Genomic DNA, 24,451 nt, shown 5'->3' with positions numbered 1-24,451 from the left:
CTCTCTTGGGTGTTAATCCACTGCTAAGCACGATTACTCGCCATCGAGAACATTAATCTCATCCCCTTTGCCTTGTATATAACTGCCTAGGTGCGTTGCAAAACGCTGCTCTTTAATTATCGGCAGCACATCTTGCGCCAAATTTGCTGGAAAAACTTTGAACGTCGACAGTTCATCAATAGCAAGCCACTTCACTTCTTGAACATAGCTTTCATCATTAAGTCCCACTAGATTTCCAAGACCGGGTTCGCCTTGCCAATCACGAATATGATAAAACAGCTCTACGTGGTAGCGCTCCGCCGACGTTTCATAGAACTCACGAACACAAATGAGCTCACCAACTTCGACATCCAAGTTCGTTTCCTCTTTGAATTCGCGCACCAAACTCTGCTTAGTACTGACATCCCCTGCCTCAAAACCGCCACCAGGTGGGATCCAGTATTCGCCGGAGTAGGGATCTTTTACGCGCAGCATCAAAATGCGATTGTCTTGAACCGCTATCCCTGCGGCGCGAATACGATGTTTCATGTTAACTCCTTTAACGTAGCGGCTGCTTCAATCAGCGACATGTGAATCGGCACTAAATCGGCATGATTACTGCGATAACCACCACCAATCACACACGCAATTGGAATTGCACGTTGCCGACAGGTAGCAAGCATCCAACGGTCTCGCTCGCGAATGCCATCAAGAGTGACATTCAAAAAACCAAGTTCATCATCTTGGTGGATATCAACGCCAGCATCAAAGATCACCAAGTCTGGCTGATGAATATCAATCGCAAACTGAACGACTTGCTTGAAGCTCTGTAAAAAGTCAATGTCAGCGGTGCCTTTGATTAGGGGGACATCGAAATCTGAGTCGGGTTTTCGCGCTGGAAAATTTTTATCGCAATGCAGTGAGAGTGTGATGATTTGTGAGTTTTGTGCCATCAGTGATGCCGTGCCATCACCGTGGTGCACATCGCTATCGATGATCAGTACCTTGTCGACACCCTGAGAAATCGCGTGCTGCGCGGCGACCGCCAAATCATTAAACAGGCAAAAACCACTACCATAATCAAAATGGGCGTGGTGATAACCACCACTCAAGTGAATGGCTAAGCCATTTTCGAGTGCCTCTTTAACCGCCAGTACCGTGCCACCCGTTGAAGTCAGCGTGCGCTCAATGAGCTTCTCACTCCACGGAAAGCCGATGCGGCGCATTTTCGCAGCCGGCAAAAGCCCCGAGACCAAATTATCGGTGTAGGTATGACAGTGGGTCTGTTTGATTTCATCCACGCTAAGTGCGTTAGGTTCCACAAATCGAAACAGCGACGAGTTGGAATAGCGCTCAGAGACCGCCTCATAAAGCAGCTCGTATTTACGAATTGGGTAACGATGCCCATCAGGCAATGGCAGCGCGGAGTAAATAGGATGATAGATGAGTGGAATCAAAGTATTCTATTCTCAGTTAAATCAAAGACACAAAAGCATGACACAACAGCATAGTAGCGTTAGGAGAGCAACATGAAAACCGTCTTCATAACCGGAGCCAATCGAGGTATCGGCCTCGCTTTGACCAAAAAGTACTTAGAGTCCGGCTTTAGGGTTCATGCCACCTACCGCAGCGCCAGCTCCGCTCACGAACTGCTTTCTCTGGAAGTAAGCGAATCTCACCTTACCACACACTCGCTGGATGTGACTGATTACGGCTTGGTCGCGAAATTAGTGCAAACTTTGCCGGACATCGACATCTTCATCAATAATGCAGGTTACTACGGCCCGAAAGGCTACGGCTTCGGTAATACCGATGTTGATGAATGGCGCAAAGTATTTGAAATCAACAGTATCGCACCGCTTAAACTGACTGAGCTGCTGTATCCAAAACTCATCAACTCGTCGGTGAAAATCATTGCCTGTTTGTCGTCGAAAGTCGGCAGCATGACAGAAAACACCTCCGGTGGCGGTTATATCTATCGCTCCTCGAAAGCAGCGCTGAACTCGGTGGTGAAAAGTTTGAGTAACGATCTCACTTCACAAGGTTTTACCGTTCTGGCGCTGCACCCTGGTTGGGTACAAACCGAGATGGGTGGGCCAAATGCGCTAATTCCTACCTCAGCATCAGCAAGCGGCTTATACACGGTAATCCGCAATGCGTCTCTGGATGATTCGGGTAAGTTTTTGAACTTTGAAGGTGAGGAGCTACCTTGGTAACTCTTCACCTTACTAATTCTATTTACAACTGAAAACACTGGAAGCGGGCACTGAATTAGCTCGCTTTAGGTTTACTACGGCGCTTTCCGCTAGAGCTAGCTGCGGTGCGGCGTTTTTTGTACTTTTTGAAGGCTGGTTTTTCCACTTTCGGTAGATTGCGAAGCGACTCTGGCACTGGGCCTGTTTTCACCTGTCCCATCAACTGATCCAGCTTTACATTCAAATCCGACATGAACGGCCCATAAGACTGAGTCTTTTCCGCCATACCTTGCAACTGAAACTCCCAATGCGCCGTCATATCTGGGTACGTTGACTCATCAGGCAATGCGTGAATAAGGCCTCGACCTGCTGGCGTTGACATCACAGACTTACCCTGACGGCTTAGCAGCTGGCGTTTAAACAGCGTATCTAGAATGCCAGCACGAGTCGCTTCCGTACCGATACCATCGGTGTCACGCAAAATCTTTTTCAGTGACTTATCTTCCACAAATCGGCTGATGCCAGTCATCGCTTGCAGTAAGGTGGCTTCGGTAAAGTGGCGCGGCGGCTCGGTTTTCTTCTCGCCAATTTGGCCTTCACGACAAGTAAGAACGGTGCCGACTTCGAGCGGTGGAACGGCGTCTACCCCTTCTTCTTGATCATTGGCACTATTGCCCAGCAGTACTCGCCAGCCAGGCTCTTGCAGTCGTTTGCCTTTTGCAACGAACTGGCCACCTTGAATATCAAATTCCAACATGGCCTCTGCGTATACTGCCGCAGGGTAAAACTGCATCACATACTGTCGTGCGATCAAGCCATAGACTTTTTCTTCAAATCCAGAGAGCACCATGCTGGTTTTCTTAGGCGTCGGGATAATCGCGTGGTGAGCATCGACTTTACTGTCATTCCACGCTTTGGACTTACGACTACTGTCTGCACCACCCACCGCAGCGGCGTACTCTTGGCTGTTGTTTTTTATCGCCGCTAGCACGTCACCGGCCTGGTAGAAATGGTCTTTAGGGAGGTAGCGGTTATCTGAACGCGGGTAAGTAATCAGCTTATGTTTCTCATACAACGCCTGACACACATCCAGCACCTGTTGAGCACTCATGTTGTAGCGTTTGGCGGCATCAATTTGCAGCGCCGACAACGAATACGGCAGCGGCGCGTTTTGTTTGGTCGACTTGTGCTCCGACTTAACGACTTTGGCAGGCTGTCCTTGAATACGCTGCGCCACATTCTCGACCAGCTTGCGATTAAGAACCCGTCCTTCTTCATCTTGCCATGGTTTACACGCTTCGCTCGGACGCCACTTGGCGCGAATATCGAATGCGGGACCGTTGTCTTGGTATGGGATCAAGGCATGCAACGTAAAGTAATCACGAGGAACAAAGTTCTCTATCTCTTCATCACGGCGAACGACTAATCCCAATACTGGCGTTTGCACACGTCCAACTGACAGTACGCCCTGATAACCGGCCTTTTGACCAAGCAAAGTGTATGCTCGAGACATATTCATGCCATAGAGCCAATCGGCACGTGAACGCGCCAATGCAGAGACGGACAAAGGCACAAAATCTCGGTTCATACGCATGTTATTCAGCGCTTTTTTCACTGCAGGCAGGTTTAGGTCGCTAATTAGCAGACGCTGCGCCGTCTCTTTCTTCGATTTAGGCACTTTGCAGTAATCAATAACCTCGTCCACCAGCAGTTGCCCTTCTCTATCCGGGTCTCCGGCGTTAACAATTTGCGTCGCGGTCTTGAGCAGTTTCTTCACTGCGGTAAGCTGCTTAGAGGCACTTTTTCTTGGTCTCAGTTGCCACTGGTCGGGCACAATCGGAAGGTCAGCAAGATTCCATTTTTTGTAACGCTCGTCATAAGCGTCTGGCTCAACTTGCTCCAGCAAGTGTCCAATACACCAAGTGACGACATCTCCGTTACCACATTGAATAAACCCATCCCCTTTTTTCTGAGGATTAGGTAAGGCGGCGGCAATCGCACGGCCAAGGCTGGGTTTTTCTGCAATGAAAAGGCGCGTCATAACATGAGATGAGTCGAAAAAATAAAGGTAAGCTTAACTAAGCTTACCTTTATGAATCAAGAAAAAACTGTATAAATAGCCAGTTATTGAAGCACCGTTATAAAAATTGCACAAATTTTCCAAGCTCGCGCTCTGGTACTTTCATTGGTGTGCAGCCAGGTGTGCCTACATAGAGAAAACCAACAATCTGATCGTCACCTTCAAGCTCGAAAGCCTGACGGACATTGTCATCAAACATCCATTTACCTGAACGCCAAAACGCTTGAAAACCCTGCGCTACCGCGGCCATTTGCATCGCTTGTACCGCGCAGCCTGCTGACAAGTGCTGCTCAAACGCAGGCACTTTTTCATGCGGCGTTACTTTGGCGATAACAGTAATCACCAATGGGGCGCGAAACGGCGCTTTTTGTGCTTTTTCTATAACAGCGGGTTCACTGCCTGCAAGAGTAGCAGCGTTGGCAAGTATATTGGCGAGTTTCTGGCGACCCTCTCCTTGAGCGAGAACAAATCTCCAAGGCGTCAATCCAGCATGATCGGGAGCTCGTAGTCCCGCTTTAATGATGTTTTCTAGAGCAACCCCTTCTGGTGCGGGGTCGGAAAGTTTGGCTATTGAGCGTCGGTTGAGCAACAGGTCTAAAGCATCCATAACACATACCTCTTATTATCGTTTCGCCATAATAACAAAACGTTAACCTCTGCGCATCAACAATGAGAAGCGATCTCATTTAGTGGCTCTGGTTTGACGTGCCAGTTGTGGAGCAGCAAGCACGTCAGCCCAGAAGTTTTGGTTTAGACTCTATTAGTTTACTTACAGCTTGGCGGCCAATTCGACACCTTGACGAATCGCTCGCACAGCATCGAGTTCCCCCGCATAGTCCGCGCCACCGATGACGTGCAATTTGTCACCAAATTCTGGCCATTGGTTTTCAAACGGTTTCACCGACTCCTGACCAGCACAAATCACTACCTTATCTGCAGGGATGAGCTTAGACTCTCCCTTCACCGTGATGTGGAGACCTTCAGCGTCAATCTTGTCGTAAGTGACGCCACCAAGTAGGTGGACGCCGCGCTTCTCAAGCGTCTTCTTATGGATCCAACCTGTGGTTTTACCTGGACCCTTGCCGACGCGACCTTCTTTACGCTGCATCACCCATACATTGGTGTTCGTTGTCGAATCTGGGAACGGGTACAAACCACCAGGGTGTTCGATGCTTTTATCAATGCCCCAATCGTGTAGCCAATCGTCCAGTGTTTGACCGTGCGGCTCGGTAATCATGCTTGCGATATCAATACCGATGCCGCCAGCACCCATGATAGCAACGTTCTCACCGAGGTAAGTCTTGTCACGAATCACCGTTTGGTAATCGATGACTTTATCTGCATTATCAATACCTTCCAGTTTTGGTATGCGTGGTTTAACACCGGTTGCCATCACCACTTCGTCGTATTCTCTTAACAGATCGGCTGTCGCTTCGGTTTCAAGGTGGAGCTTAACGCCAGTCTGCGCAATGCGGTTGGCAAAATAGCGGATCGTTTCTCTAAATTCTTCTTTGCCCGGGATCTGCATCGCAAGTCGGAACTGGCCACCAATACGATCGCTCTTTTCAAATAAGTCAACCGAGTGCCCTTTTTCGGCCAACATCGTCGCACAAGCCAGTCCGGCAGGACCCGCACCAACCACCGCGATATTTTTACTGTTCACAGCCTTCTTGATGATCAAGTCCGTTTCATAACACGCTTGTGGGTTCACTAAACACGTTGCTCGCTTACCTTTGAATGCGTTATCCAGACATGCTTGGTTACAGCCAATACAGGTATTAATGAAATGGGCTTCGCCTTGCTCCGCTTTAGCCACAAAGTTCGGATCGGCCAAGAAAGGTCGCGCCATGGAGACCATATCGGCATGCCCAGACGAGAGAATGCGTTCCGCCTCATCCGGGGTATTAATTCTGTTGGTCGTGATAACCGGGATCGAAAGATGGGGACGGATCTTCTCGGTCACCCAAGTAAATGCTCCGCGTGGCACTTGGGTCGCGATCGTTGGCACCTTAGCTTCGTGCCAGCCAATACCTGTGTTGATAATGGTTACGCCTGCTTGTTCAAGTGCTTTACCTAGCTGAATGACTTCCTCGAATGTACTGCCCTGTTCCACAAGATCCAGCATCGAGAGACGGAAGATGATAATGAAGTCTTCGCCAACGGCTGCACGCACCGCTTTAACAATTTCTAACGGCAAGCGAATGCGATTGTCATAACTGCCACCCCACTCATCGTAACGTACATTGGTACGCTTACAGATGAATTGGTTAATGAAGTAACCTTCTGAGCCCATGATTTCAACGCCGTCATAACCCGCTTCTCTTGCCAACGAGGCACTGTTGGCGTAAGCGTCGATGGTTTTCCAAATCTGACGACTACTCATTTCACTTGGAGCAAAGGGGGTAATCGGCGATTTAATCTTAGAGGCACTTTGAGAGAACGGGTGATAACCGTATCGACCTGCGTGAAGGATTTGCAGTGCGATTTTACCACCATGTTTATGAACCGCTTCTGTGACCACTTTATGCGCTTTCGCATGCTTAGGTTTACTGAACTCTGCGGCAAATGGCGCAAGGCGACCACGAAGGTTAGGCGCGAAGCCGCCTGTCACAATCAACCCAACTCCGCCTTTAGCTCGCTCTTCATAGAACGCAGCAAGCTTATGGAGACCTTCTTTATGCTCTTCAAGACCAGTGTGCATTGATCCCATCAGCACTCGGTTTCTAAGTTGAGTAAATCCTAAATCCAGTGGCTTAAGTAAGTTCGGGTACATGGCAGATCCATTTATTGTTGTTGTGGTCTGACCAGAATATTATGTAAAGGTTAAAAAATCAAACTGCCGTTTACATTCTTACAACATAAACAGAAAAACTTTCTGATTCTTTGAACTTCATCTAGTATGGTAAGTCTCTAATTTATATTCAGTTAACCCTCAGGCTGATAGAAGTCAGCGTCACATACGTACAATTACATAATTGATACTGCGAATTGTTAACCTCAGCGCTACACTAGTAATTGATGTTAAAGGACATAAACACTCACACTTTGTGATGTGGAGAGATGATGAAAAAAGTATTTCGTTTTATAGGTATGATTTTCAAAGGCATTTGGAAGCTGATTAACTTCACTCGCCTTGCTATTGTGAATCTGTTTTTCTTTGCGGTGCTCGCCACACTGTACTTTGCGTTTACCCAGAGCGACGCGCCACCAGCGGTTGAGAAAAAAGCCACAGCGCTGGTGATGAACCTGTCTGGCCCTATTGTTGAACAAAGCACCTACGTTAACCCAATGGACTCGTTCACTGGATCTTTGTTTGGCCAAGAGCTGCCAAAAGAGAACGTTGTCTTTGATATTGTCGACACCATCCGCCATGCCTCTCAAGATGAAAAAGTCACGGGACTGGTTCTCTCGCTGCGAGAAATGCCGGAAACCAGCCTGACCAAACTACGTTACATCGCTAAAGCCATCAATGAGTTTAAAGCAACAGGCAAACCGGTTTATGCCTATGGCGCGTTTTACAACCAAAGCCAATATTATCTCGCCAGTTACGCCGACAAGGTCTACCTTGCTCCTGACGGTGCGGTGCTGATCCGTGGCTACAGTGCATACTCAATGTACTTCAAAACCTTGCTTGAAAAACTCGATGTCACTACGCACGTGTTCCGCGTGGGTACCTACAAGTCGGCAGTCGAGCCGTTCCTTCGTGACGACATGTCTGAAGACGCGAAAGCCAACGCAACGCGCTGGGTAACTCAACTGTGGGACGCGTATGTCGATGATGTCGCAGCAAACCGAGAAATCGAGCCAAGCATACTCACGCCGAGTATGGACGATTTCTTAGCATCGCTGAAAAACGTCGATGGTGATCTTGCTGCTCTATCTAAAGAGCTAAGGTTAGTTGACGAGTTAGTCACTAAGCCACAAGTCAACGAAGCCATGATCGAAGCCTTCGGCAGTGACGGCGATGGTGGCTTTAATGCCGTGAGCTACTACGACTACCTGGCAAGCGTGCCGTTTGATATGCCAACAGAGCCTGACAACCAAATTGCCGTTGTTGTGGCAAGTGGTTCCATCATGGATGGCGAACAGCCACGAGGCACTATTGGTGGTGACACCATTGCCGCGCTTCTAAAGCAAGCTCGCGAAGATGACAGCGTTAAATCGGTTGTGCTGCGTGTAGACAGCCCGGGCGGTAGCGCTTTCGCTTCTGAAGTGATTCGCAATGAAGTTCAAGCACTGAAAGATGCTGGCAAACCTGTTGTGGTATCGATGTCGAGCGTTGCTGCATCTGGCGGCTACTGGATTTCAATGAGCGCGAATGAAATCATGGCTCAGCCAACAACCATTACCGGCTCAATTGGTATCTTTAGCGTTATCACTACATTTGAAAAAGGGCTCAACAACATTGGCGTCAACACAGATGGCGTTGGCACTTCACCGTTCTCAGGTGTTGGCGTAACTCGTGGCATCAACGAAGGTGCATCGGCTGCCTTCCAGATGGGTATTGAGCACGGTTATAAGCGCTTTATCACTCTAGTCTCTGATAACCGTAACATGAGCCAAACAGAAGTAGATAACGTCGCTCAAGGCCGTGTATGGACAGGCCAAGATGCGCTAGACCACGGTCTTGTTGACCGAATTGGTGACTTTGATGATGCTATCGCTCGCGCCGCAGAGCTGGCTAACTTAGAAGCGTACGACGTGTACTGGGTAGAAGAGCCACTGAGCCCTGCACAGCAGTTTGTACAGGATCTCATGAAGCAAGTGAAAGTCAGCCTAGGGCTTGATATTTCAGCCTGGGTTCCACAAAGCCTATTGCCTGTTGCAACAGAGCTTCAGCAGCATGCAAGTCTTATGGAGAGCTTTAACGATCCAAAAGGCCACTACGTTCTCTGTTTGACCTGTAATGTCCAATAGCGGATAACTCTGCAAAACCCGACTTTAGAGCCACCAATCGGTGGCTCTTTTGTTTGATTTGGTTATAATCGCCTCACCTGTTCCCAGTTTCAAAGTAATGTCTGTCATGACGCGTAAACACATCTACATCGCCTACACCGGCGGCACTATCGGCATGCAAAAGTCCGATCATGGTTACATTCCTGTCGCGGGCTTCATGGAAAAGCAACTGGCAAGCATGCCAGAATTCCATCGTCCTGAGATGCCAGAGTTCACGATTCATGAATACGAGCCGCTTATCGACTCTTCAGACATGACACCTGCCGACTGGCAACAGATCGCCGACGACATTCGTGACAACTACGACAACTACGACGGTTTTGTGATCCTCCACGGTACCGACACCATGGCGTACACCGCTTCGGCATTGTCGTTTATGCTGGAAAACCTTGGCAAACCTGTGATTGTTACTGGCTCACAAATCCCACTGGCAGAGCTGCGCTCAGATGGCCAAGCAAACCTGCTAAACGCGCTTCACATAGCAGCCAACTATCCAATCAACGAAGTGACGCTGTTTTTCAATAACCAGCTGATGCGCGGTAACCGCAGCACAAAATCACATGCTGATGGCTTTAATGCCTTTACCTCACCGAATCTTCAGCCTCTGCTAGAAGCAGGGATTAATATCCAGCTGAGCAGCGGTGTGGAAATCAACAAACAGCCGGAAGGGAAATTCAAGGTACACGACATCACGCCGCAGCCTATTGGCGTTATCACCATGTACCCAGGCATTTCACACGAAGTAATCCGCAATACCTTGCTGCAACCTGTTAATGCGATGATTTTGCTAACGTTTGGTGTAGGTAATGCACCGCAAAACCCAGAACTTTTAGCGCATCTGAAAGAAGCGTCAGAGCGCGGCGTATTAGTGGTCAACTTAACTCAATGTTTGGCGGGTAAAGTGAACATGGGCGGTTACGCGACAGGCTGTGCCCTAGCTGATGCTGGTGTTATTAGTGGTTACGATATGACGCCAGAAGCAGCACTTGCCAAGCTGCACTATCTGCTGAGCCAGAACCTAAGTTATGAGCAGGTGAAAGCGAAGATGCTGGAAGTACTTCGCGGTGAAATGAGTAAGTAACCGCAAAGCTCATTCGCACTCACAGACATTTCAAGGCCGCAGAGATTTCGTCACTGCGGCCTTATCTTTTGCTCTTCAACTTACAAATTTCGCCAATACGCTATCCGATGCATCCTCAATTAAATCCAGCACCAACTCAAACCCTTGATCACCACCATAATAGGGATCCGGTATCTCAGTGTGACTCGATGAGCCATGGCTCAGAAAAAGCGACAACTTGTATTGCAAATGTGCCGGGCAACGCTGTTTTAGATCGGCCAAATTATCTTTATCCGCTGCCAAAATCATATCAAACGCTTCAAAGTCATCATCCGTGACCTGCCGTGCTCGAATACCTGAAAATGAATAGCCTCTCGCCTCCCCTGCTTTTCTAGACCTTGGGTCTGGCGTATTTCCTTGGTGATAACCAATCGTACCCGCCGAGTCTATCGTCACCGAGACGCCGCTTTGCTCAGCACGTGCACGAAGTACGGCTTCACCGGTAGGAGAGCGGCAAATGTTGCCCATGCATACAACTAGGATTGATAGTTTCTTTTTACCCATCTGATTCGCCCCTAACTTGGATAAGTTTTCCGATTGAAGACACTATAGTTAGCGGATTCCCCAATCATTGTCATGGATGTTCACCTCAAAAAGCGGATGCACACAGCTATTATCCCCTTCAATTTAAATTGCGCACAATTAAATTTATTGCAATTTAAATTACAGCTTGTTACTGTGCTACGTAAACAAACGGAAGCAAAAACTCACAATACAAAAGGTTGGCGACTCATGATTACCCTACATCACCTCAACAAATCACGCTCCAAGCGCATCATCTGGCTACTAGAAGAGCTTAACGTTCCTTATCAAGTCAAAGCGTATCAACGTGACTCAGTGACCAACTTGGCGCCTCCCGAACTTAAAGCGGTTCACCCGCTTGGTAAGTCACCTGTAATTGAAGAGAATGGCCAAGTATTGGCGGAGTCCGGCGCGATCACCGAATATTTGGCGCAGCTTTTTCCAACGGCCTCTCTTGCCCCTGCGCAAGATTCAGCGGAGTATCCGCTTTACTTACAGTGGCTGCACTTCGCGGAAAGCTCGGCTGCGTTGCCGCTTCTACTTCACTACTTCCTAAAGGTTGACGGCAGTGAAACACGCTTTCTTGATGGTTACAGCAAACAAGAATTGGCGCTGATCTTGGGTTACCTCAACGATCACCTAACAGCCAACACATGGTTGGTTGGCGAGCAATTTACCGCGGCCGATATTCTACTGTCTTGGATTGTTGAGGTGGCTGCTCAGCTAGAGCTTCTTGGTAACTATTCTGCATTGCAGGCTTATCTTGCGAAACTTCAACAGCGCCCTGCCGCTCAAAAAGCCGCAGAGCTTGAAGCCCAATACGACAAATCAAGCGCTTAAATGCGCTTACAGTCGACATAGCGAATATTCTAAACCAAGTTGTTTATTGACCAACGTCAATAAATGAACAATTTGCATAAATATCTGTTTTTTGCATAAATATCCGCACTAAAGGGTGACTTAATAGTCTATCAATTACGTCACCCCATATTTTTTCATCCCGTTGCGTTTAATATCCCCGTAAAAAACACTCGCTATTTTCATCAATAATTTTTTGTGAGCAAGTCTAAAGTTATTCTCGCCTATCCATAGTACATTTTAACCACAGTTTAGATTAGTAATTCTTATAGCTTCAATGTGGTAATTGAACGTTAAACGTACAGCTAAGCGGGAAGAGAAGCACTTCCTGCTAAGGAGAATGCTATGACCGCCCACGTCGTCCAAGAACCGAAAAAGTCAGGCGGCTTTTTTACTCGTTTCAAGTTCCCTTCTGCCTACACCATATTATTTGCGCTGATCGCCATTGTGGCGTTGATGACCTGGATCATTCCTGCAGGCCAATATGAGCGGGAAATGAATGAAGACCTAGGTCGAGAAGTCCCAATTGCTGGCACTTACGCCAGTGTAGAAAGCAATCCACAAACCCCTATTGATGTACTACTCGCACCGATTGACGGCTTTTACGACCACAACAGTTATGAAGCTGGCGCCATTGATGTGTCGCTGTTTGTACTTGTCATTGGTGGTTTCTTAGGTCTGGTGACCGCAACCGGCGCCATTGACGCCGGTATTGAGCGGGTAACTCGCCGCCTTGAAGGCCGTGAAGAGTTAATGATCCCCATCCTGATGGCGCTGTTTGCCGCAGGCGGTACTGTGTATGGCATGGCGGAAGAGTCACTGCCATTTTATACCCTGCTTGTGCCCGTCATGATGGCTGCGCGGTTCGACCCATTAGTAGCGGCAGCGACTATTTTGCTTGGCGCGGGTATAGGCGTTTTGGGCTCAACCATTAACCCCTTTGCAACGGTCATCGCTGCCAATGCCTCCGGTATCCCTTTTACTGATGGCATTATGCTGCGTCTGGCGATGTTGGTTGTTGGCTGGGTGATTTGCGTCGCTTATGTGATGCGTTATGCCAAGATGGTTAAAGCAGACCCGACCAAGTCCATTGTTTATGATAAGTACGAAGAAAATAAAGCGCACTTCCTTGGTAATAAAGGCGATGAGTCATTAGAGTTCACCACTGCTCGTAAAGTCATTCTTACCATATTTGGTGGCTCATTTGCCGTGATGATTTATGGCGTGTCGGTTGCTGGGTGGTGGATGGCCGAGATCTCCGCCATGTTCCTAGCCGCATCAATATTGGTGGGTCTCGTCGCTAAAATGAGTGAAGAATCCTTTATCGATAATTTCATTGAAGGGGCGCGCGATTTGTTAGGCGTGGCGCTGATTATCGGTATTGCACGGGGGATCGTGGTGGTGATGGACAGAGGCATGATCACCGATACCATATTGAACTCCGCCGAACATATCGTTACCGGCCTCTCGTCCGTGGTGTTTGTTAACGTCATGTTCTTCTTAGAAATCCTATTGTCCTTCTTAGTGCCGTCAACGTCTGGGTTAGCGGTACTCACCATGCCAATTATGGCGCCGTTGGGTGACTTTGCGGGTGTGGGACGTGATCTGGTTATTACCGCCTATCAATCGGCGTCTGGGCTGGTCAATCTGATTACCCCAACCTCGGCTGTTGTGATGGGCGGGCTCGCAATAGCGCGGGTACCGTATGCGCGATGGCTCAAGTGGGTTGCACCGCTTATGGCGATTCTAACCGTGTTCTGCGTTGTCATGCTGAGCCTAGGTACCTTACTCGGCTAACTTAGCTCAATTACCCCACTCTTTTGCCCGCTGCTTGTCAGCGGGCTTTTTGGTTTTATAAGCGGTCCTTGGTCCTTGGTCCTTGGTCCTTGGTCCTTGGTCCTTGGTCCTTGGTCCTTGGTCTTCAGTGTAGGAGCCCAAAAACAAGACCTGCATCACATATTTGAGTGAAATTCTGTTAACAAATGGCATTTTGGTGTGAGAAAAAGCGCTAACTAGTAGATGGGAATGCATATTTTGTCGCATTAGTTATAAGCATTAATTTATCTAATGCGAATTGTATTTCCCTTATGCTTCCTAAATTCAATATGTCGGTAAAAAACTCTGCATATTATTCCCTTAAAAGCCCTGTTTTAACCCATTATCTATTCAACTAATTCCGAATATATATTGTTAACAGCCCCCTTGATAGCCCTAAAATGCAAGCGAGAATATGTGTGATCGCGATCTAATACGACGTGAATATTTTGCTTCATATTATAACCACCACAGCGAAGCTAATAATAAATACCCTACATAAAACTCGATGAGTTTTAATAAATATTAGAGAGACTTGATTATGAATAAACTCTATGTTGGTTCTGAAGTTGGTCAGCTACGTCGCGTGTTAATTCACCGTCCACGTCGTGCTCTCACACACTTAACTCCATCAAACTGCCACCAGCTCCTTTTCGATGATGTGCTTGCTGTCGAGAAAGCTGGCGAAGAACACGATGTGTTTGCAAAAACGCTAGAGTCCCAAGGTGTGGAAGTGTTACTACTGACTCACTTACTTGCAGAAACACTTGCGATTCCAGAAGCGAAAGATTGGCTGCTAAACACCCAAGTGTCGGATTTTCGCTACGGTCCAACCTTCGCCAATGACGTGAGATGCTACCTAGGCGACTTGCCAAACCTTGAGCTTGCGAAAGTGTTGACTGGCGGTTTGTCGTTCGGAGAAATGCCGCTTGAATCATCTTCAATGCTGCAATCACTGTACAAAAAGAATGACTTTATTATCGATCCGCTACCGAACCATCTATTTACCCGCGACACCTCATGCTGGGTTTATGGCGGCGTGTCCATTAACCCTATGGCAAAAGTCGCGCGTCAACGCGAAACCAACCATCTTCGTGCTATCTACCGCTGGCACCCAACGTTCGCTGGCCAAGACTTCATTAAGTACTTTGGTGATGAACCTTTGGCGTATGACCACTCCACTATTGAAGGTGGTGATGTACTGGTCATTGGTAAAGGCGCCGTTCTTATTGGCATGTCTGAGCGCACCACACCACAAGGCGTTGAGCATTTGGCTGCAAGCCTATTTAAGCACGGCGAAGCGAAACAGGTGATTGCACTGGAGCTGCCAAAAGATCGCTCTTGCATGCACCTCGATACGGTAATGACGCACATGCGTGAAGATACCTTCTCGGTCTATCCGAATGTGATTCCAGATGATGTGAAGTGCTGGAGCTTAACGGGTGATGAATCGGGCCGCGTCAAAGCCACTCAGCAAAGCTCGTACATCTCAACCATCGAGAAAGCGCTGCAAGTCGACAAACTCAATCTTATTACCACCGGTGGCGATAACTTTGAGGCCGAACGTGAACAGTGGAACGACGCCAACAATGTGCTCACCGTGAAACCAGGTGTGGTCATTGGCTACGAGCGCAATACCTACACCAACGAGAAGTACGACAAAGCCGGCATCACAGTATTGCCAATACCTGGCGATGAACTTGGTCGTGGCCGTGGCGGTGCTCGCTGTATGAGCTGCCCTATTGAACGTGATGGTATCTAACCATTCCCTAAGACTTAACTGCTCTGGATAAAGACTATGAAAAAACAAACCATTGTCGTCGCTCTTGGCGGTAACGCACTGCTCAAAAGAGGCGAGCCACTCGAAGCGGAAGTGCAAAGACACAATATTGAAGTCGCGGTTAACACCATCGCTAAAATTGCTGAGCAATACAATGTCGTACTGGTGCATGGGAATGGCCCACAAGTTGGTTTACTGGCGCTTCAAGGGCTCGAGTACAAAAAGGTCAACCCGTACCCACTCGACGTACTTGGCAGCGAAACGCAAGGCATGATCGGCTACATGTTGATGCAAGAGTTCAAAAACCAAATGCCGGAGAGAAACGTCACCTGCATGCTGACACAAATGACCGTCGATCCTAAAGATCCCGCATTTCAAGATCCGACTAAGCCGATAGGTCCGATTTATGAGAAGCAAGAAGCTTGTGAGCTCGCAGAAAAATACCACTGGACAATTAAGCCCGACGGCCAGCACTTTCGCCGCGTGGTACCAAGCCCACAACCGACAGGCATCATTGAGCACGAAGCGATTACTTCGTTAATCGAGCAAGGTCATTTGGTCATTTGTACTGGCGGCGGCGGTATTCCAGTTACGCGCAAAGAAGGAAAATTGGTAGGCGTAGAAGCGGTGATCGACAAAGACATGTCGGCAGCCTTCCTAGCCAAACAACTCAACGCAGATCGTCTGTTGATTTTGACTGACGCCGATGCGGTTTACCTCGACTGGGGCCAACCAACACAGCGTCCACTGCACGCCACGACACCAGCAGAGCTCTCCCAATATCAATTTGATGCGGGCTCAATGGGACCAAAAATCGACGCCTCATGTGAGTTCATTCAGCAAGGCGGACAAATGGTGGGCATTGGCGCACTAGAAGACGGCCTTCGCATCCTAGAAGGCAATGCAGGCACAGTTATTACCAAACGTTAATTCACATTCCATCACTATGCTATGACGCGCTGGCTTAATTTAAGCGGTATGAGCCAGCGCTAAGACAAAAAAAAGGACACTATTATGGCTTTCAATCTTCGTAATCGTAACTTCCTAAAACTTCTTGATTTCACACCTCGTGAAATCGGTCATTTGTTAGAGCTGTCTATTGAGCTTAAAAAAGCTAAGTACAACGGCTATGAGCAGCCACGCCTTAAAGGTAAAAACATCGCACTTATCTTCGAAAAAACCTCAACTCGCACCCGCTGTGCGTTTGAAGTTGCCGCATTCGACCAAGGCGCGCAAGTCTCCTATCTTGGTCCAACGGGCTCTCAAATTGGCCACAAAGAATCGATGAAAGATACCGCTCGCGTGCTGGGCAGAATGTATGACGGCATCGAGTACCGCGGGTTTGGTCAAGAGATTGTGGAAGAGTTAGGTCAATACGCCGGCGTGCCTGTTTGGAATGGTTTAACCGATGAGTTCCACCCGACACAAATTCTGGCTGACTTCATGACCATGATGGAGCATTCACCAAACAAACCGCTAAGTGAGATTACCTTTGCGTATCTTGGTGATGCGCGCAATAACATGGGTAACTCACTCATGGTAGGTGCGGCGAAAATGGGTATGGAAATCCGCCTTGTGGCGCCAAAAGCATTCTGGCCTGAAGCGTCACTGATTGAGCAATGCCAAACCATTGCAGCAGAAACCGGAGCGAAGATTGTCCTTACCGAAGACGTGCAAGAAGGCGTGCAAGGTTGTGACTTCCTTTACACCGACGTCTGGGTCTCCATGGGTGAAGCCAAAGAAGCGTGGGCAGAGCGCATCAAACTGATGCTGCCTTACCAAGTTAACATGGATGTGATTAAAGCGACGGGCAATCCAAACGTTAAGTTTATGCACTGCCTTCCAGCATTCCATGGCGAGGATACCACCGTAGGTAAAGGCCTAGCCGCCGACTATCCAGAGCTATCACAAGGATGTGAAGTGACCGATGAAGTGGTTGAGTCTCCATACTCTATCGTGTTTGATGAAGCAGAGAATCGCATGCACACCATTAAAGCCGTGATGGTGGCGACATTAGGTCAATAATCCATTGAAGCGAGTGCACGGACAAAAGCGAGGGGTTTCTCTCGCTTTTGAGTGATTGAACAATTACCTGTCATTAAAATGAGAAGTGGGCATATATTTTACTTTTTAGTAATTTGCTAGTGTATGAGATGCAATTTATTAAATATAACGACATATAAAACCACCTCAAGGATGAGTTTTACTATTTAGTAGGTGACACATGTACGACACTCCTGATTTAGACAACCCTACTGTCGATGAGCAAAAGCTTACCGAAGTGTGCAAAAAGCTGCTGCAACAACAAAGCTTCACCACCCAGAACAAACTCAGACAAGCGCTTGTCGATCTTGGCTACCACGGGATCAGCCAATCCACGGTCTCACGTCTGCTCGCCCAACTCGGCGTCGTAAAAATGCAAAACGCGTGTGGTAAAAAAGCTTACTGCCTGACCTCAGAAACCAGCTCGGTTCGCGTAGACTCCTCTATCTCTTCCCAGATCGAACTCATCACCAATAATCAGTCGTTAGTGGTGATAAAGACGCACCCTGGCAGTGCTCAATTGATAGCAAGACTCATCGATATCGATCCTCACGCCGACATCCTCGCCACTATTGGCGGTAACGACACCATTTTAGTGGTGCCAAAACATGTCAAAGACGTCGACCGTTGTGAGCAAGTCGTGCGGGCGCGATTGGGGGCATAATAGTAAAGGGAAAGAGGTTTGTTCCCGCTCTTTCCCTATTCTAAATGACGCCAATTCTCCAAAAGATAACTCGCTGCTTTGAAAAAAGAGGGATTTATTTAGTACTCTTATTCCTGAGTTCTCGATAAGCAAAAGTACCCAAAGTTAAAAAAAACGCGATGTCTTTCATTGATTCATCTAGATGAACAAACAACCACATAAGCCCGCACAGTATCAAACCACCTAAAAGCCTATTCAGATTAAAGTTACTCATACTAATACCGACTGGAAGTGTTAATAGTTGTACGATTGGATAGCTCCTCTTTCGCGCTATTTAGTTCATGTTGAGATTGAGATAACAGTAATATAATTGCTAAAGCACCCAAGCTTCGGATAGCAGCTTTAACCGTTGTTGCCTTAACCAAGGTCTTTAATCCATCTAGGCCGGAGGATAATCCAGCAGTAAAGCCAAATGCCCCACCTACATATAAAACAATTTCTGACTTGGTAATGACAGCATTTAACTCTGAGTTCGAGCGCGACCACATTCCCCAAGACGGATTTACAAAAGTGGTGTCTAGCAACTTAGTCAAAACAATGTTCATCAAATTCTTATTTTCTAAGGAGCGCACGTGCTTGAGTGCAGTTTGCTTTTCTAAGTGCCCCAAATGACGATACATCACCATATATGACAATGCCAATAACTCAGCCTCATCTTTCTTTTCCAGATACTTTGGATTCACTTTTGTAATGTTCGCCAACAACTTCACTTTATCAGGAATAGATGTGGGAAGTTTATAGGGTAATTGTTCTGATATCATTGCATGCTCTCAGTTTCTACTTATTGCTCAAGACTCTAAACTGATTTTTTGGAGTGTTACAACACTCAATACGGCTTAATAAACAAGCTATCAATTAAACATCAAACAATTGCGAAGTACTCTAAGGTTCTCATCACGTCTCTCCTCATCGCTCTAACAATGAGCTTCATGCGGTACCCTTAAAAATATCGAACTTAACTGTGAAATTCCCCTAAGATTTATCCCGTTTTTTTCTTTTAGGTTTGCTTTATGATGGAGCGTAGACACAACAAATTTAAGGAATCCCTATGTCAATGTCGGAAGAGTCTAAGCAGCAGCGTCATAAAGAGCGCCAACAGAAAGTTAAAGAGAATGTCGATAAGAAGATCGCCAATGCTCAAATTGAGAAAGGCCTGCTACTTGTTATTACCGGAAACGGTAAAGGAAAATCGACATCAGGGTTTGGCACGGTCGCACGCGCTGTCGGACACGGCAAAAAGTGTGCAGTGGCACAGTTTATTAAAGGTACTTGGGATAACGGTGAGCGAAACCTGCTCGAAAAGCTGGGTGTTGAATTTCAAGTAATGGCAACGGGCTTTACCTGGGAAACCCAGAACAAGACGGCGGACACCGAAGCAGCGCAAGGCGTCTGGCAAGAGTGCAAGCGTATGCTGCAAGATGAGTCTATTGATGTCGTCTTGTTTGATGAGCTGACCTATATGGTGAGTTATGGCTACATTGAACTTGATGAGGTGGTCGAGGCGCTCAATAATCGCCCTGCAATGCAGTCTGTCATTATTACCGGACGTGCCGCGCACCGAACATTGATTGAGATGGCAGACACCGTTTCTGAGGTGAAAAACGTTAAGCATGCTTTTGAGTCGGGCGTTAAAGCGCTTAAAGGCGTCGACTGGTAACCTTCTTGGGGTACAAAATAAACTAATTCGTGCATGACAATGGTTTGCATTTCGTTTAAATTAAACATATATGCAACATAACGGTAACATGGAGAGTTTTATGGAAAGTTGTACTCTGACCCTTTGGATGCACACCAGCGAGCATCAGTTTGTCCTAGGATGGGGACCAATACAAAGCATGCAGGACTCCACAGCGTGTTGGGACTCAATAGCGCCTAGCACACAACCATCGAGCGTCTCACTGACCATTCGCAGACCCAATGGTGTTATCGATAGCAAAATGATCGACATGGCAACGGTAACTCGTTTGATTGGCCAATGGGAAACCATCGCCGAGCCAGAGCAAGATCTCGACCTGCATTGGTAACCACATACCGTTAACAAAAATGCCAGCCTCAAAGGCTGGCATTTTTTGCTTAAAAAGACAGATTAGTTAAAGAGACCTTTCAGCAGGCTATCTACTGCTTTTTTCGTCTTTTCATCTTTAATGCCTAGTCGCTCAGTGGCACGCTCGACTTCTTTTTTCGCTTTCTCTTTGAGCACATCGTCAAACACCAAAGCAAATTTTGGATCCGTCCACGCGCCAGTAATTCGAATTGGAATCGTTACATCTCTAAGCTCATCGATACTCTGACCACCCTGCCCTTCAAGGGTACCAACAACCGACGTGCTCACCACAAAGTCAGCGGTCTCATTGATATAGTTCGCCGAGCCTTGACCTTTGACACGCAATAGCGGTGACTCAGCCGTCATATCATTGGTCGATACCACACCGTTGGCAAGTTTGAGCGTTGCTTTCATCGCGCTGAAGTCGGTCTTTTTCGGACCTGTTTCGCCCTCTACAGGCTTCCCTGTAAAGCGAGCGTAGTTGTCACGAATAAGCTGCGCCACGTTGATACCATTGACTGCGCCATCGGCAAAGTTAATTTTCACCGTACCCGACAGGTTTTTCTTCATCGCGGTAGGTGCTAGACCTTTGCCTTTGACATTCACATCAATATTACCCGTACCTTCCAACATATCGTTGTTGGCCACATCAACCAGCAGTGGTTGTACTTTGACGCCTTTAATACGCTTCACTGCGCTGTATGACGCTGGAGATTTACGTGCATCTAACTTGCCCGTTGCAGTAATCGAACCACTGTAAAGCTGCGAGCTGAAAGAGTTCAGCGTCGCCACGCCACGATTCACAGCAAAATCGGTCTTCACTTGCTGCATATGAGCATTGCCCGCTTTGAACTTATCGATGGTGATCTTACCTTGAACATCCAAACCGCCAAGCGCTGTTAAATCAGGTTCAACTTCTTGTGAAGGTGCACTGGTGCCCGAACCACCTGTTCCAGATTCACCACCTTTAGAGTCAGTGCTAGCTGCCGCTTGGTTCAAGCCCAAAAACTCATCTAAATCGATATTTGGGCTGTGCAGTGAGAAGCGCACCTGCGGAATGTCCGCCAACTGCACCGTTGCCTTACCATCAAGCTCAATCTTATTAACGGTCAGTTTCTGCAACACAAAGTCTAGGAAGCTTTTGTTCATATCAAAGCTAAGATCAGAAGCCATCACCACCTTCATCGGCGATTGCGGAAGCGTTGCTCCTTCTAGTGTCGAATCTAAAGACAATCCACTCAACGTAACAAGAGTCATCGCTTTATCGACGGTAAACGTGGTGCCACCTTTAGCCTCAAAGGTGAGATCGGCAGCATTGCCTTTCATTGAAAAGTCGATGGCATTTGGCTTATCAAACTCAAACGTCGCCAGTTTTAACTGCGCTTGTTGAATCTGGTTTACCGCATCTTTATAGGTCGCATCAAACTCGATGTTCTTGAGCGCGTATTCTGCAAAGCCCTGCGCCAGTTTGAAATCAGCAGTACCCTTCGCTGTGAACTGCTGATCGTTGTTTTGGCCTTTAAGCTCAAAGCTCGCCGTCGTCCATTGGTCAACGGCAAACTCCGTCACATTCAAGCCCACATCATAAAGCTTAGTGAAAGCGCCCGTTTGCGCGTTTGACACCTCAAGCAGCGCATTTGACACGGTGACACCAGAGAGAGAAATCTGCCATCCATCGGCGGCTGATGTGGACGTTTCAGCTGGCGCATCGCTGGTTGCTTCTGGCTCTGCCGTGGTTTCTGTTTGCGGCGCTGCCGTTAAGGCATCAAGATTTGAGCGGCCGTCTTTCAGAGTTTCTAAGTAAACCTGCGCACCATCTAACGTTATCGAGCCAATCTCCAACGTTTTATCGAGCAGCGGCATCACAGCCACACTCACGCCGACTTGGCTAACACTAAATAAATTTGGGTTTTGAAAACCTTGCGGGTTTTTAAGGCTGGTTTGGCCAAGCTCTAAGCCTACCGACGGGAAGAACTGCCAACTGATATCACCGCTAATTTCAAGCTCAAGACCCGTTTGAGTTTTCACTTGTTCAGCAAGCATTGGTTTGAACTGGTTGGGATTAACCAACATCACCAGTGCCGCGATACCTAACACGATGACAAATACCGGGATGGCAAGAATGAGGAGGAATTTTTTCATTAGCAACTTCCTTGCAAGGCTGAAAACCTAAAAACAAAAAGTGGCACATAAAGTGCCACTAATTAGTTAAAAAATAAAGCAATTTAAACGCCGTTCGAGCACCTATCTATTATAGGACATTCTCACTGAGTTCATTGTGCGCTTTCAATCCGAACTGAGTCAGGATTATGCACGAAGTAACTTAGCGATGTGCGCTTTTAACACGTCGATTGCGATACGGTTTTTACCGCCACGTGGGACAATAATGTCCGCGTGTTGCTTTGATGGTTCAATGAACTGCATAAACATAGGACGAACTGTCGATTGGTACTGAGTCAGCACAGATTCCATTGTACGACCACGTTCTTCAACATCACGCTTAACGCGGCGCAGTAGACAGATATCAAGCGGCGTATCCATAAATACGGTCGCGTGCATCAGTTTACGTAGGCGAGGATCTGTCAGCAGAAGAATACCTTCAAGGATGATCACTTTCTTTGGTGTCATCGTGGTGCTGTTTTCTGTACGAGTGTGCTCGGTGTAGCTGTACTCTGGCACTTCAACCGCTTCACCATTGATCAGTTGCTCTAGGTGTTCGCAAAGCAGATCGTGGTCAAGGGCATTTGGGTGGTCGTAGTTCGTTTTAACACGCTCTTCCATGCTCAAGTGACTTTGATCGTTGTAGTAACAATCTTCCGTGATGACACCGATTTGATGATCGCCAACCTTCTCGCGAAGTTCGTTATAGATAGTGCTCGCAATGAGGCTTTTTCCAGAAGCAGAAGCGCCAGCGATACCGACGATGACACATTGATTATTATCAGACATTCTTTGCACCTAGTACATATATGGTGGTGAGGACAAAACCGCGTAATTATATGGACATCATTCAATAGATACTAGTCGATATCTCACTTATTTGACGTTCAATTTTGTCTCAGATCGAAGAATGAAAAAATGCAATCGATTACCCACTAGCCCACTGTTTGCTTAATAACCAACCATACTCATATCGAGTTATTCGACCATCTTAAACAAGATTGAGTCTGGTTTCGCTTTGCCGCCCCAAAATAGATCCGAGCAAACTCTTTCTGCAAGCTCTCGATAGATAATTGCGTGTTCACTATCTGGGTTTGACACCACCGTTGGAGCACCATTATCAATCGACTCACGAATGTCGATATGAAGCGGCACTTGACCAAGCAAATTAAGCCCAAACTTCGACGCCATCCACTCAGCACCACCCGCACCGAAGATATGCTCTTTCGAACCACATTGGCTACAGATGTGATAGCTCATATTCTCAACAATACCAACTACAGGTACCGAGACTTTCTCGAACATCGCAGCGCCTTTAATCGCATCAGCCAAAGCAAGGTCTTGCGGCGTGGTCACGATAAGTGCGCCGGTTACCGGTATTTGCTGTGATAGGGTCAATTGAATATCGCCTGTGCCCGGCGGCATATCAATAACCAAGTAATCTAAATCTGGCCATTCCGTTTCATTAAGAAGCTGAGCCAACGCTTTGGACGCCATAGGGCCGCGCCAAATGGCCGCGTCATCAGTACTCATCAAGTATCCGATGGATTGCGTGTAAATACCATGAGCAGGTACGGGTTGCATCCACTTGCCATCACGCACTTCTGGGTGCGCATCGATTTGGCCGAGCATGATAGGAATTGATGGGCCGTATACATCGGCATCTAAAATACCCACTTTTGCGCCTAGCTGACTGATCGCCAATGCAAGATTAACTGCGGTGGTCGATTTGCCTACCCCGCCTTTGGCAGAGGTCACCGCAATGACGTTTTTCACACCTTTGATTTCCGTCGCCACTGTAGTTTCAAGTGCTTTGGTACTGACAGAGACTGAGAAAGGAAACTGAGCGACTTCGCCAGAAGCTTGTTTGCCTTCAATCCAGCTAGCTAATGCCTCTCGCGCCGAGAGGTTGGCAAACGGCAGAGCAATTTGAAACTCACCCGAGGCTGCAACCTTAACCACATCAGGGACTTCACTCCACCCAAGCTTAAGATTTGAATCACTAAACTCCCCTAGCCATTGGCAAAAATCTTGTTTCGATTCGAACGTGCGCATCTTGCATTCCTTATTATTGTTAGTCTTTTGCTAATCTTCCTAAGATTAGCACTCACTTGGCCGAACCAGAACCCTAAAAAAGTTGGGGAGATTGGTGTCGGATATCTTGGAGTCATGCCATGCATCATGTAGTATTAGCCA

General features: G+C 47.5%; 21 protein-coding genes. 11 read left to right on the top strand and 10 right to left on the bottom strand.

Features of this window, described 5'->3' with window-relative positions; all coding sequences use genetic code 11:
• Positions 1-33 precede the first annotated feature (33 nt).
• The gene (locus tag AAA946_RS04900) at positions 34-528 is read right to left on the bottom strand and encodes an NUDIX domain-containing protein (protein ID WP_338163856.1); all 495 of its coding nucleotides are present in this window, start codon (positions 526-528) and stop codon (positions 34-36) included.
• Positions 525-1,436, bottom strand: coding sequence for a histone deacetylase family protein (locus AAA946_RS04895; RefSeq protein WP_338163855.1), 912 nt, complete (start codon positions 1,434-1,436; stop codon positions 525-527). Before AAA946_RS04895 ends, AAA946_RS04900 begins: the two co-directional genes overlap by 4 nt.
• A gap of 72 nt (positions 1,437-1,508) precedes the next feature.
• Between AAA946_RS04895 and AAA946_RS04890 the strand changes: the two genes are divergently transcribed.
• Complete coding sequence (locus AAA946_RS04890; protein WP_338163854.1) at positions 1,509-2,195, top strand: SDR family oxidoreductase; 687 nt, start codon at positions 1,509-1,511, stop codon at positions 2,193-2,195.
• 55 nt (positions 2,196-2,250) lie between these two features.
• On the opposite strand, the gene AAA946_RS04885 is transcribed toward AAA946_RS04890, so the two are convergent.
• From AAA946_RS04885 to AAA946_RS04875, 3 genes are all read right to left on the bottom strand, one after another.
• On the bottom strand, positions 2,251-4,215 hold the full coding sequence (locus tag AAA946_RS04885; protein ID WP_338163853.1) for a DNA topoisomerase III: 1,965 nt from the start codon (positions 4,213-4,215) through the stop codon (positions 2,251-2,253).
• A gap of 97 nt (positions 4,216-4,312) precedes the next feature.
• On the bottom strand, positions 4,313-4,861 hold the full coding sequence (locus AAA946_RS04880; RefSeq protein ID WP_338163852.1) for an NAD(P)H nitroreductase: 549 nt from the start codon (positions 4,859-4,861) through the stop codon (positions 4,313-4,315).
• A gap of 162 nt (positions 4,862-5,023) precedes the next feature.
• Complete coding sequence (locus tag AAA946_RS04875; protein ID WP_338163851.1) at positions 5,024-7,027, bottom strand: NADPH-dependent 2,4-dienoyl-CoA reductase; 2,004 nt, start codon at positions 7,025-7,027, stop codon at positions 5,024-5,026.
• A gap of 290 nt (positions 7,028-7,317) precedes the next feature.
• Here AAA946_RS04875 and sppA point away from each other — a divergent pair, with 290 nt between their 5' ends.
• Together sppA and ansA are read left to right on the top strand one after the other, a co-directional pair.
• Complete coding sequence (gene sppA / locus AAA946_RS04870; protein ID WP_338163850.1) at positions 7,318-9,171, top strand: signal peptide peptidase SppA; 1,854 nt, start codon at positions 7,318-7,320, stop codon at positions 9,169-9,171.
• Between the two features lie 106 nt (positions 9,172-9,277).
• On the top strand, positions 9,278-10,291 hold the full coding sequence (gene ansA, locus AAA946_RS04865) for an asparaginase (protein ID WP_338163849.1): 1,014 nt from the start codon (positions 9,278-9,280) through the stop codon (positions 10,289-10,291).
• A 75-nt stretch (positions 10,292-10,366) separates the two neighbouring features.
• Here ansA and AAA946_RS04860 read toward each other — a convergent pair whose 3' ends face one another.
• Positions 10,367-10,834 (bottom strand): low molecular weight protein-tyrosine-phosphatase, encoded by a 468-nt coding sequence (locus tag AAA946_RS04860; protein WP_338163848.1) that lies wholly within the window; start codon positions 10,832-10,834, stop codon positions 10,367-10,369.
• A 228-nt stretch (positions 10,835-11,062) separates the two neighbouring features.
• On the opposite strand from AAA946_RS04860, the gene AAA946_RS04855 reads away from it, so the two are divergent.
• The 6 genes from AAA946_RS04855 to AAA946_RS04830 all read left to right on the top strand — a co-directional run bounded on the left by AAA946_RS04855 (position 11,063) and on the right by AAA946_RS04830 (position 18,012).
• Entirely contained in the window at positions 11,063-11,692 is a 630-nt protein-coding gene (locus tag AAA946_RS04855; RefSeq protein WP_338163847.1) for a glutathione S-transferase family protein, read from the top strand.
• A 363-nt stretch (positions 11,693-12,055) separates the two neighbouring features.
• Positions 12,056-13,507 carry a YfcC family protein gene (locus tag AAA946_RS04850; protein ID WP_338163846.1) on the top strand — a complete coding sequence of 484 codons (1,452 nt, stop codon included), beginning with the start codon at positions 12,056-12,058 and terminating at the stop codon, positions 13,505-13,507.
• Between the two features lie 559 nt (positions 13,508-14,066).
• On the top strand, positions 14,067-15,287 hold the full coding sequence (gene arcA, locus AAA946_RS04845; protein ID WP_338163845.1) for an arginine deiminase: 1,221 nt from the start codon (positions 14,067-14,069) through the stop codon (positions 15,285-15,287).
• A gap of 36 nt (positions 15,288-15,323) precedes the next feature.
• Positions 15,324-16,235 (top strand): carbamate kinase, encoded by a 912-nt coding sequence (arcC, locus tag AAA946_RS04840; protein ID WP_338163844.1) that lies wholly within the window; start codon positions 15,324-15,326, stop codon positions 16,233-16,235.
• A gap of 84 nt (positions 16,236-16,319) precedes the next feature.
• On the top strand, positions 16,320-17,330 hold the full coding sequence (locus tag AAA946_RS04835; protein WP_338163843.1) for an ornithine carbamoyltransferase: 1,011 nt from the start codon (positions 16,320-16,322) through the stop codon (positions 17,328-17,330).
• 199 nt (positions 17,331-17,529) lie between these two features.
• Positions 17,530-18,012 carry an arginine repressor gene (locus AAA946_RS04830; protein ID WP_338163842.1) on the top strand — a complete coding sequence of 161 codons (483 nt, stop codon included), beginning with the start codon at positions 17,530-17,532 and terminating at the stop codon, positions 18,010-18,012.
• 254 nt (positions 18,013-18,266) lie between these two features.
• Here AAA946_RS04830 and AAA946_RS04825 read toward each other — a convergent pair whose 3' ends face one another.
• Positions 18,267-18,812 carry a hypothetical protein gene (locus tag AAA946_RS04825; protein ID WP_338163841.1) on the bottom strand — a complete coding sequence of 182 codons (546 nt, stop codon included), beginning with the start codon at positions 18,810-18,812 and terminating at the stop codon, positions 18,267-18,269.
• 287 nt (positions 18,813-19,099) lie between these two features.
• Here AAA946_RS04825 and cobO point away from each other — a divergent pair, with 287 nt between their 5' ends.
• Both cobO and AAA946_RS04815 read left to right on the top strand, forming a co-directional pair.
• Positions 19,100-19,708, top strand: a complete 609-nt coding sequence (gene cobO / locus AAA946_RS04820) for a cob(I)yrinic acid a,c-diamide adenosyltransferase (protein ID WP_338163840.1) — start codon at positions 19,100-19,102, stop codon at positions 19,706-19,708.
• A 100-nt stretch (positions 19,709-19,808) separates the two neighbouring features.
• On the top strand, positions 19,809-20,075 hold the full coding sequence (locus tag AAA946_RS04815) for a hypothetical protein (protein ID WP_338163839.1): 267 nt from the start codon (positions 19,809-19,811) through the stop codon (positions 20,073-20,075).
• A gap of 62 nt (positions 20,076-20,137) precedes the next feature.
• On the opposite strand, the gene AAA946_RS04810 is transcribed toward AAA946_RS04815, so the two are convergent.
• The 3 genes from AAA946_RS04810 to apbC all read right to left on the bottom strand — a co-directional run bounded on the left by AAA946_RS04810 (position 20,138) and on the right by apbC (position 24,310).
• The gene (locus AAA946_RS04810) at positions 20,138-22,237 is read right to left on the bottom strand and encodes an AsmA family protein (RefSeq protein WP_338163838.1); all 2,100 of its coding nucleotides are present in this window, start codon (positions 22,235-22,237) and stop codon (positions 20,138-20,140) included.
• Between the two features lie 165 nt (positions 22,238-22,402).
• A complete protein-coding gene (gene udk / locus AAA946_RS04805; protein ID WP_338163837.1) occupies positions 22,403-23,044 on the bottom strand; it encodes a uridine kinase in 642 nt (213 codons plus the stop codon).
• A 189-nt stretch (positions 23,045-23,233) separates the two neighbouring features.
• Positions 23,234-24,310 (bottom strand): iron-sulfur cluster carrier protein ApbC, encoded by a 1,077-nt coding sequence (gene apbC, locus AAA946_RS04800; protein ID WP_338163836.1) that lies wholly within the window; start codon positions 24,308-24,310, stop codon positions 23,234-23,236.
• Between the last annotated feature and the right edge of the window lie 141 nt (positions 24,311-24,451).

The organism is Vibrio sp. 10N, from assembly GCF_036245475.1.
In the GTDB taxonomy this organism is placed as follows: Bacteria; Pseudomonadota; Gammaproteobacteria; order Enterobacterales; family Vibrionaceae; genus Vibrio.
The sequence above is the reverse complement of the archived record's forward strand: the minus strand, read 5'-3'. Positions and strand labels throughout refer to the sequence as shown.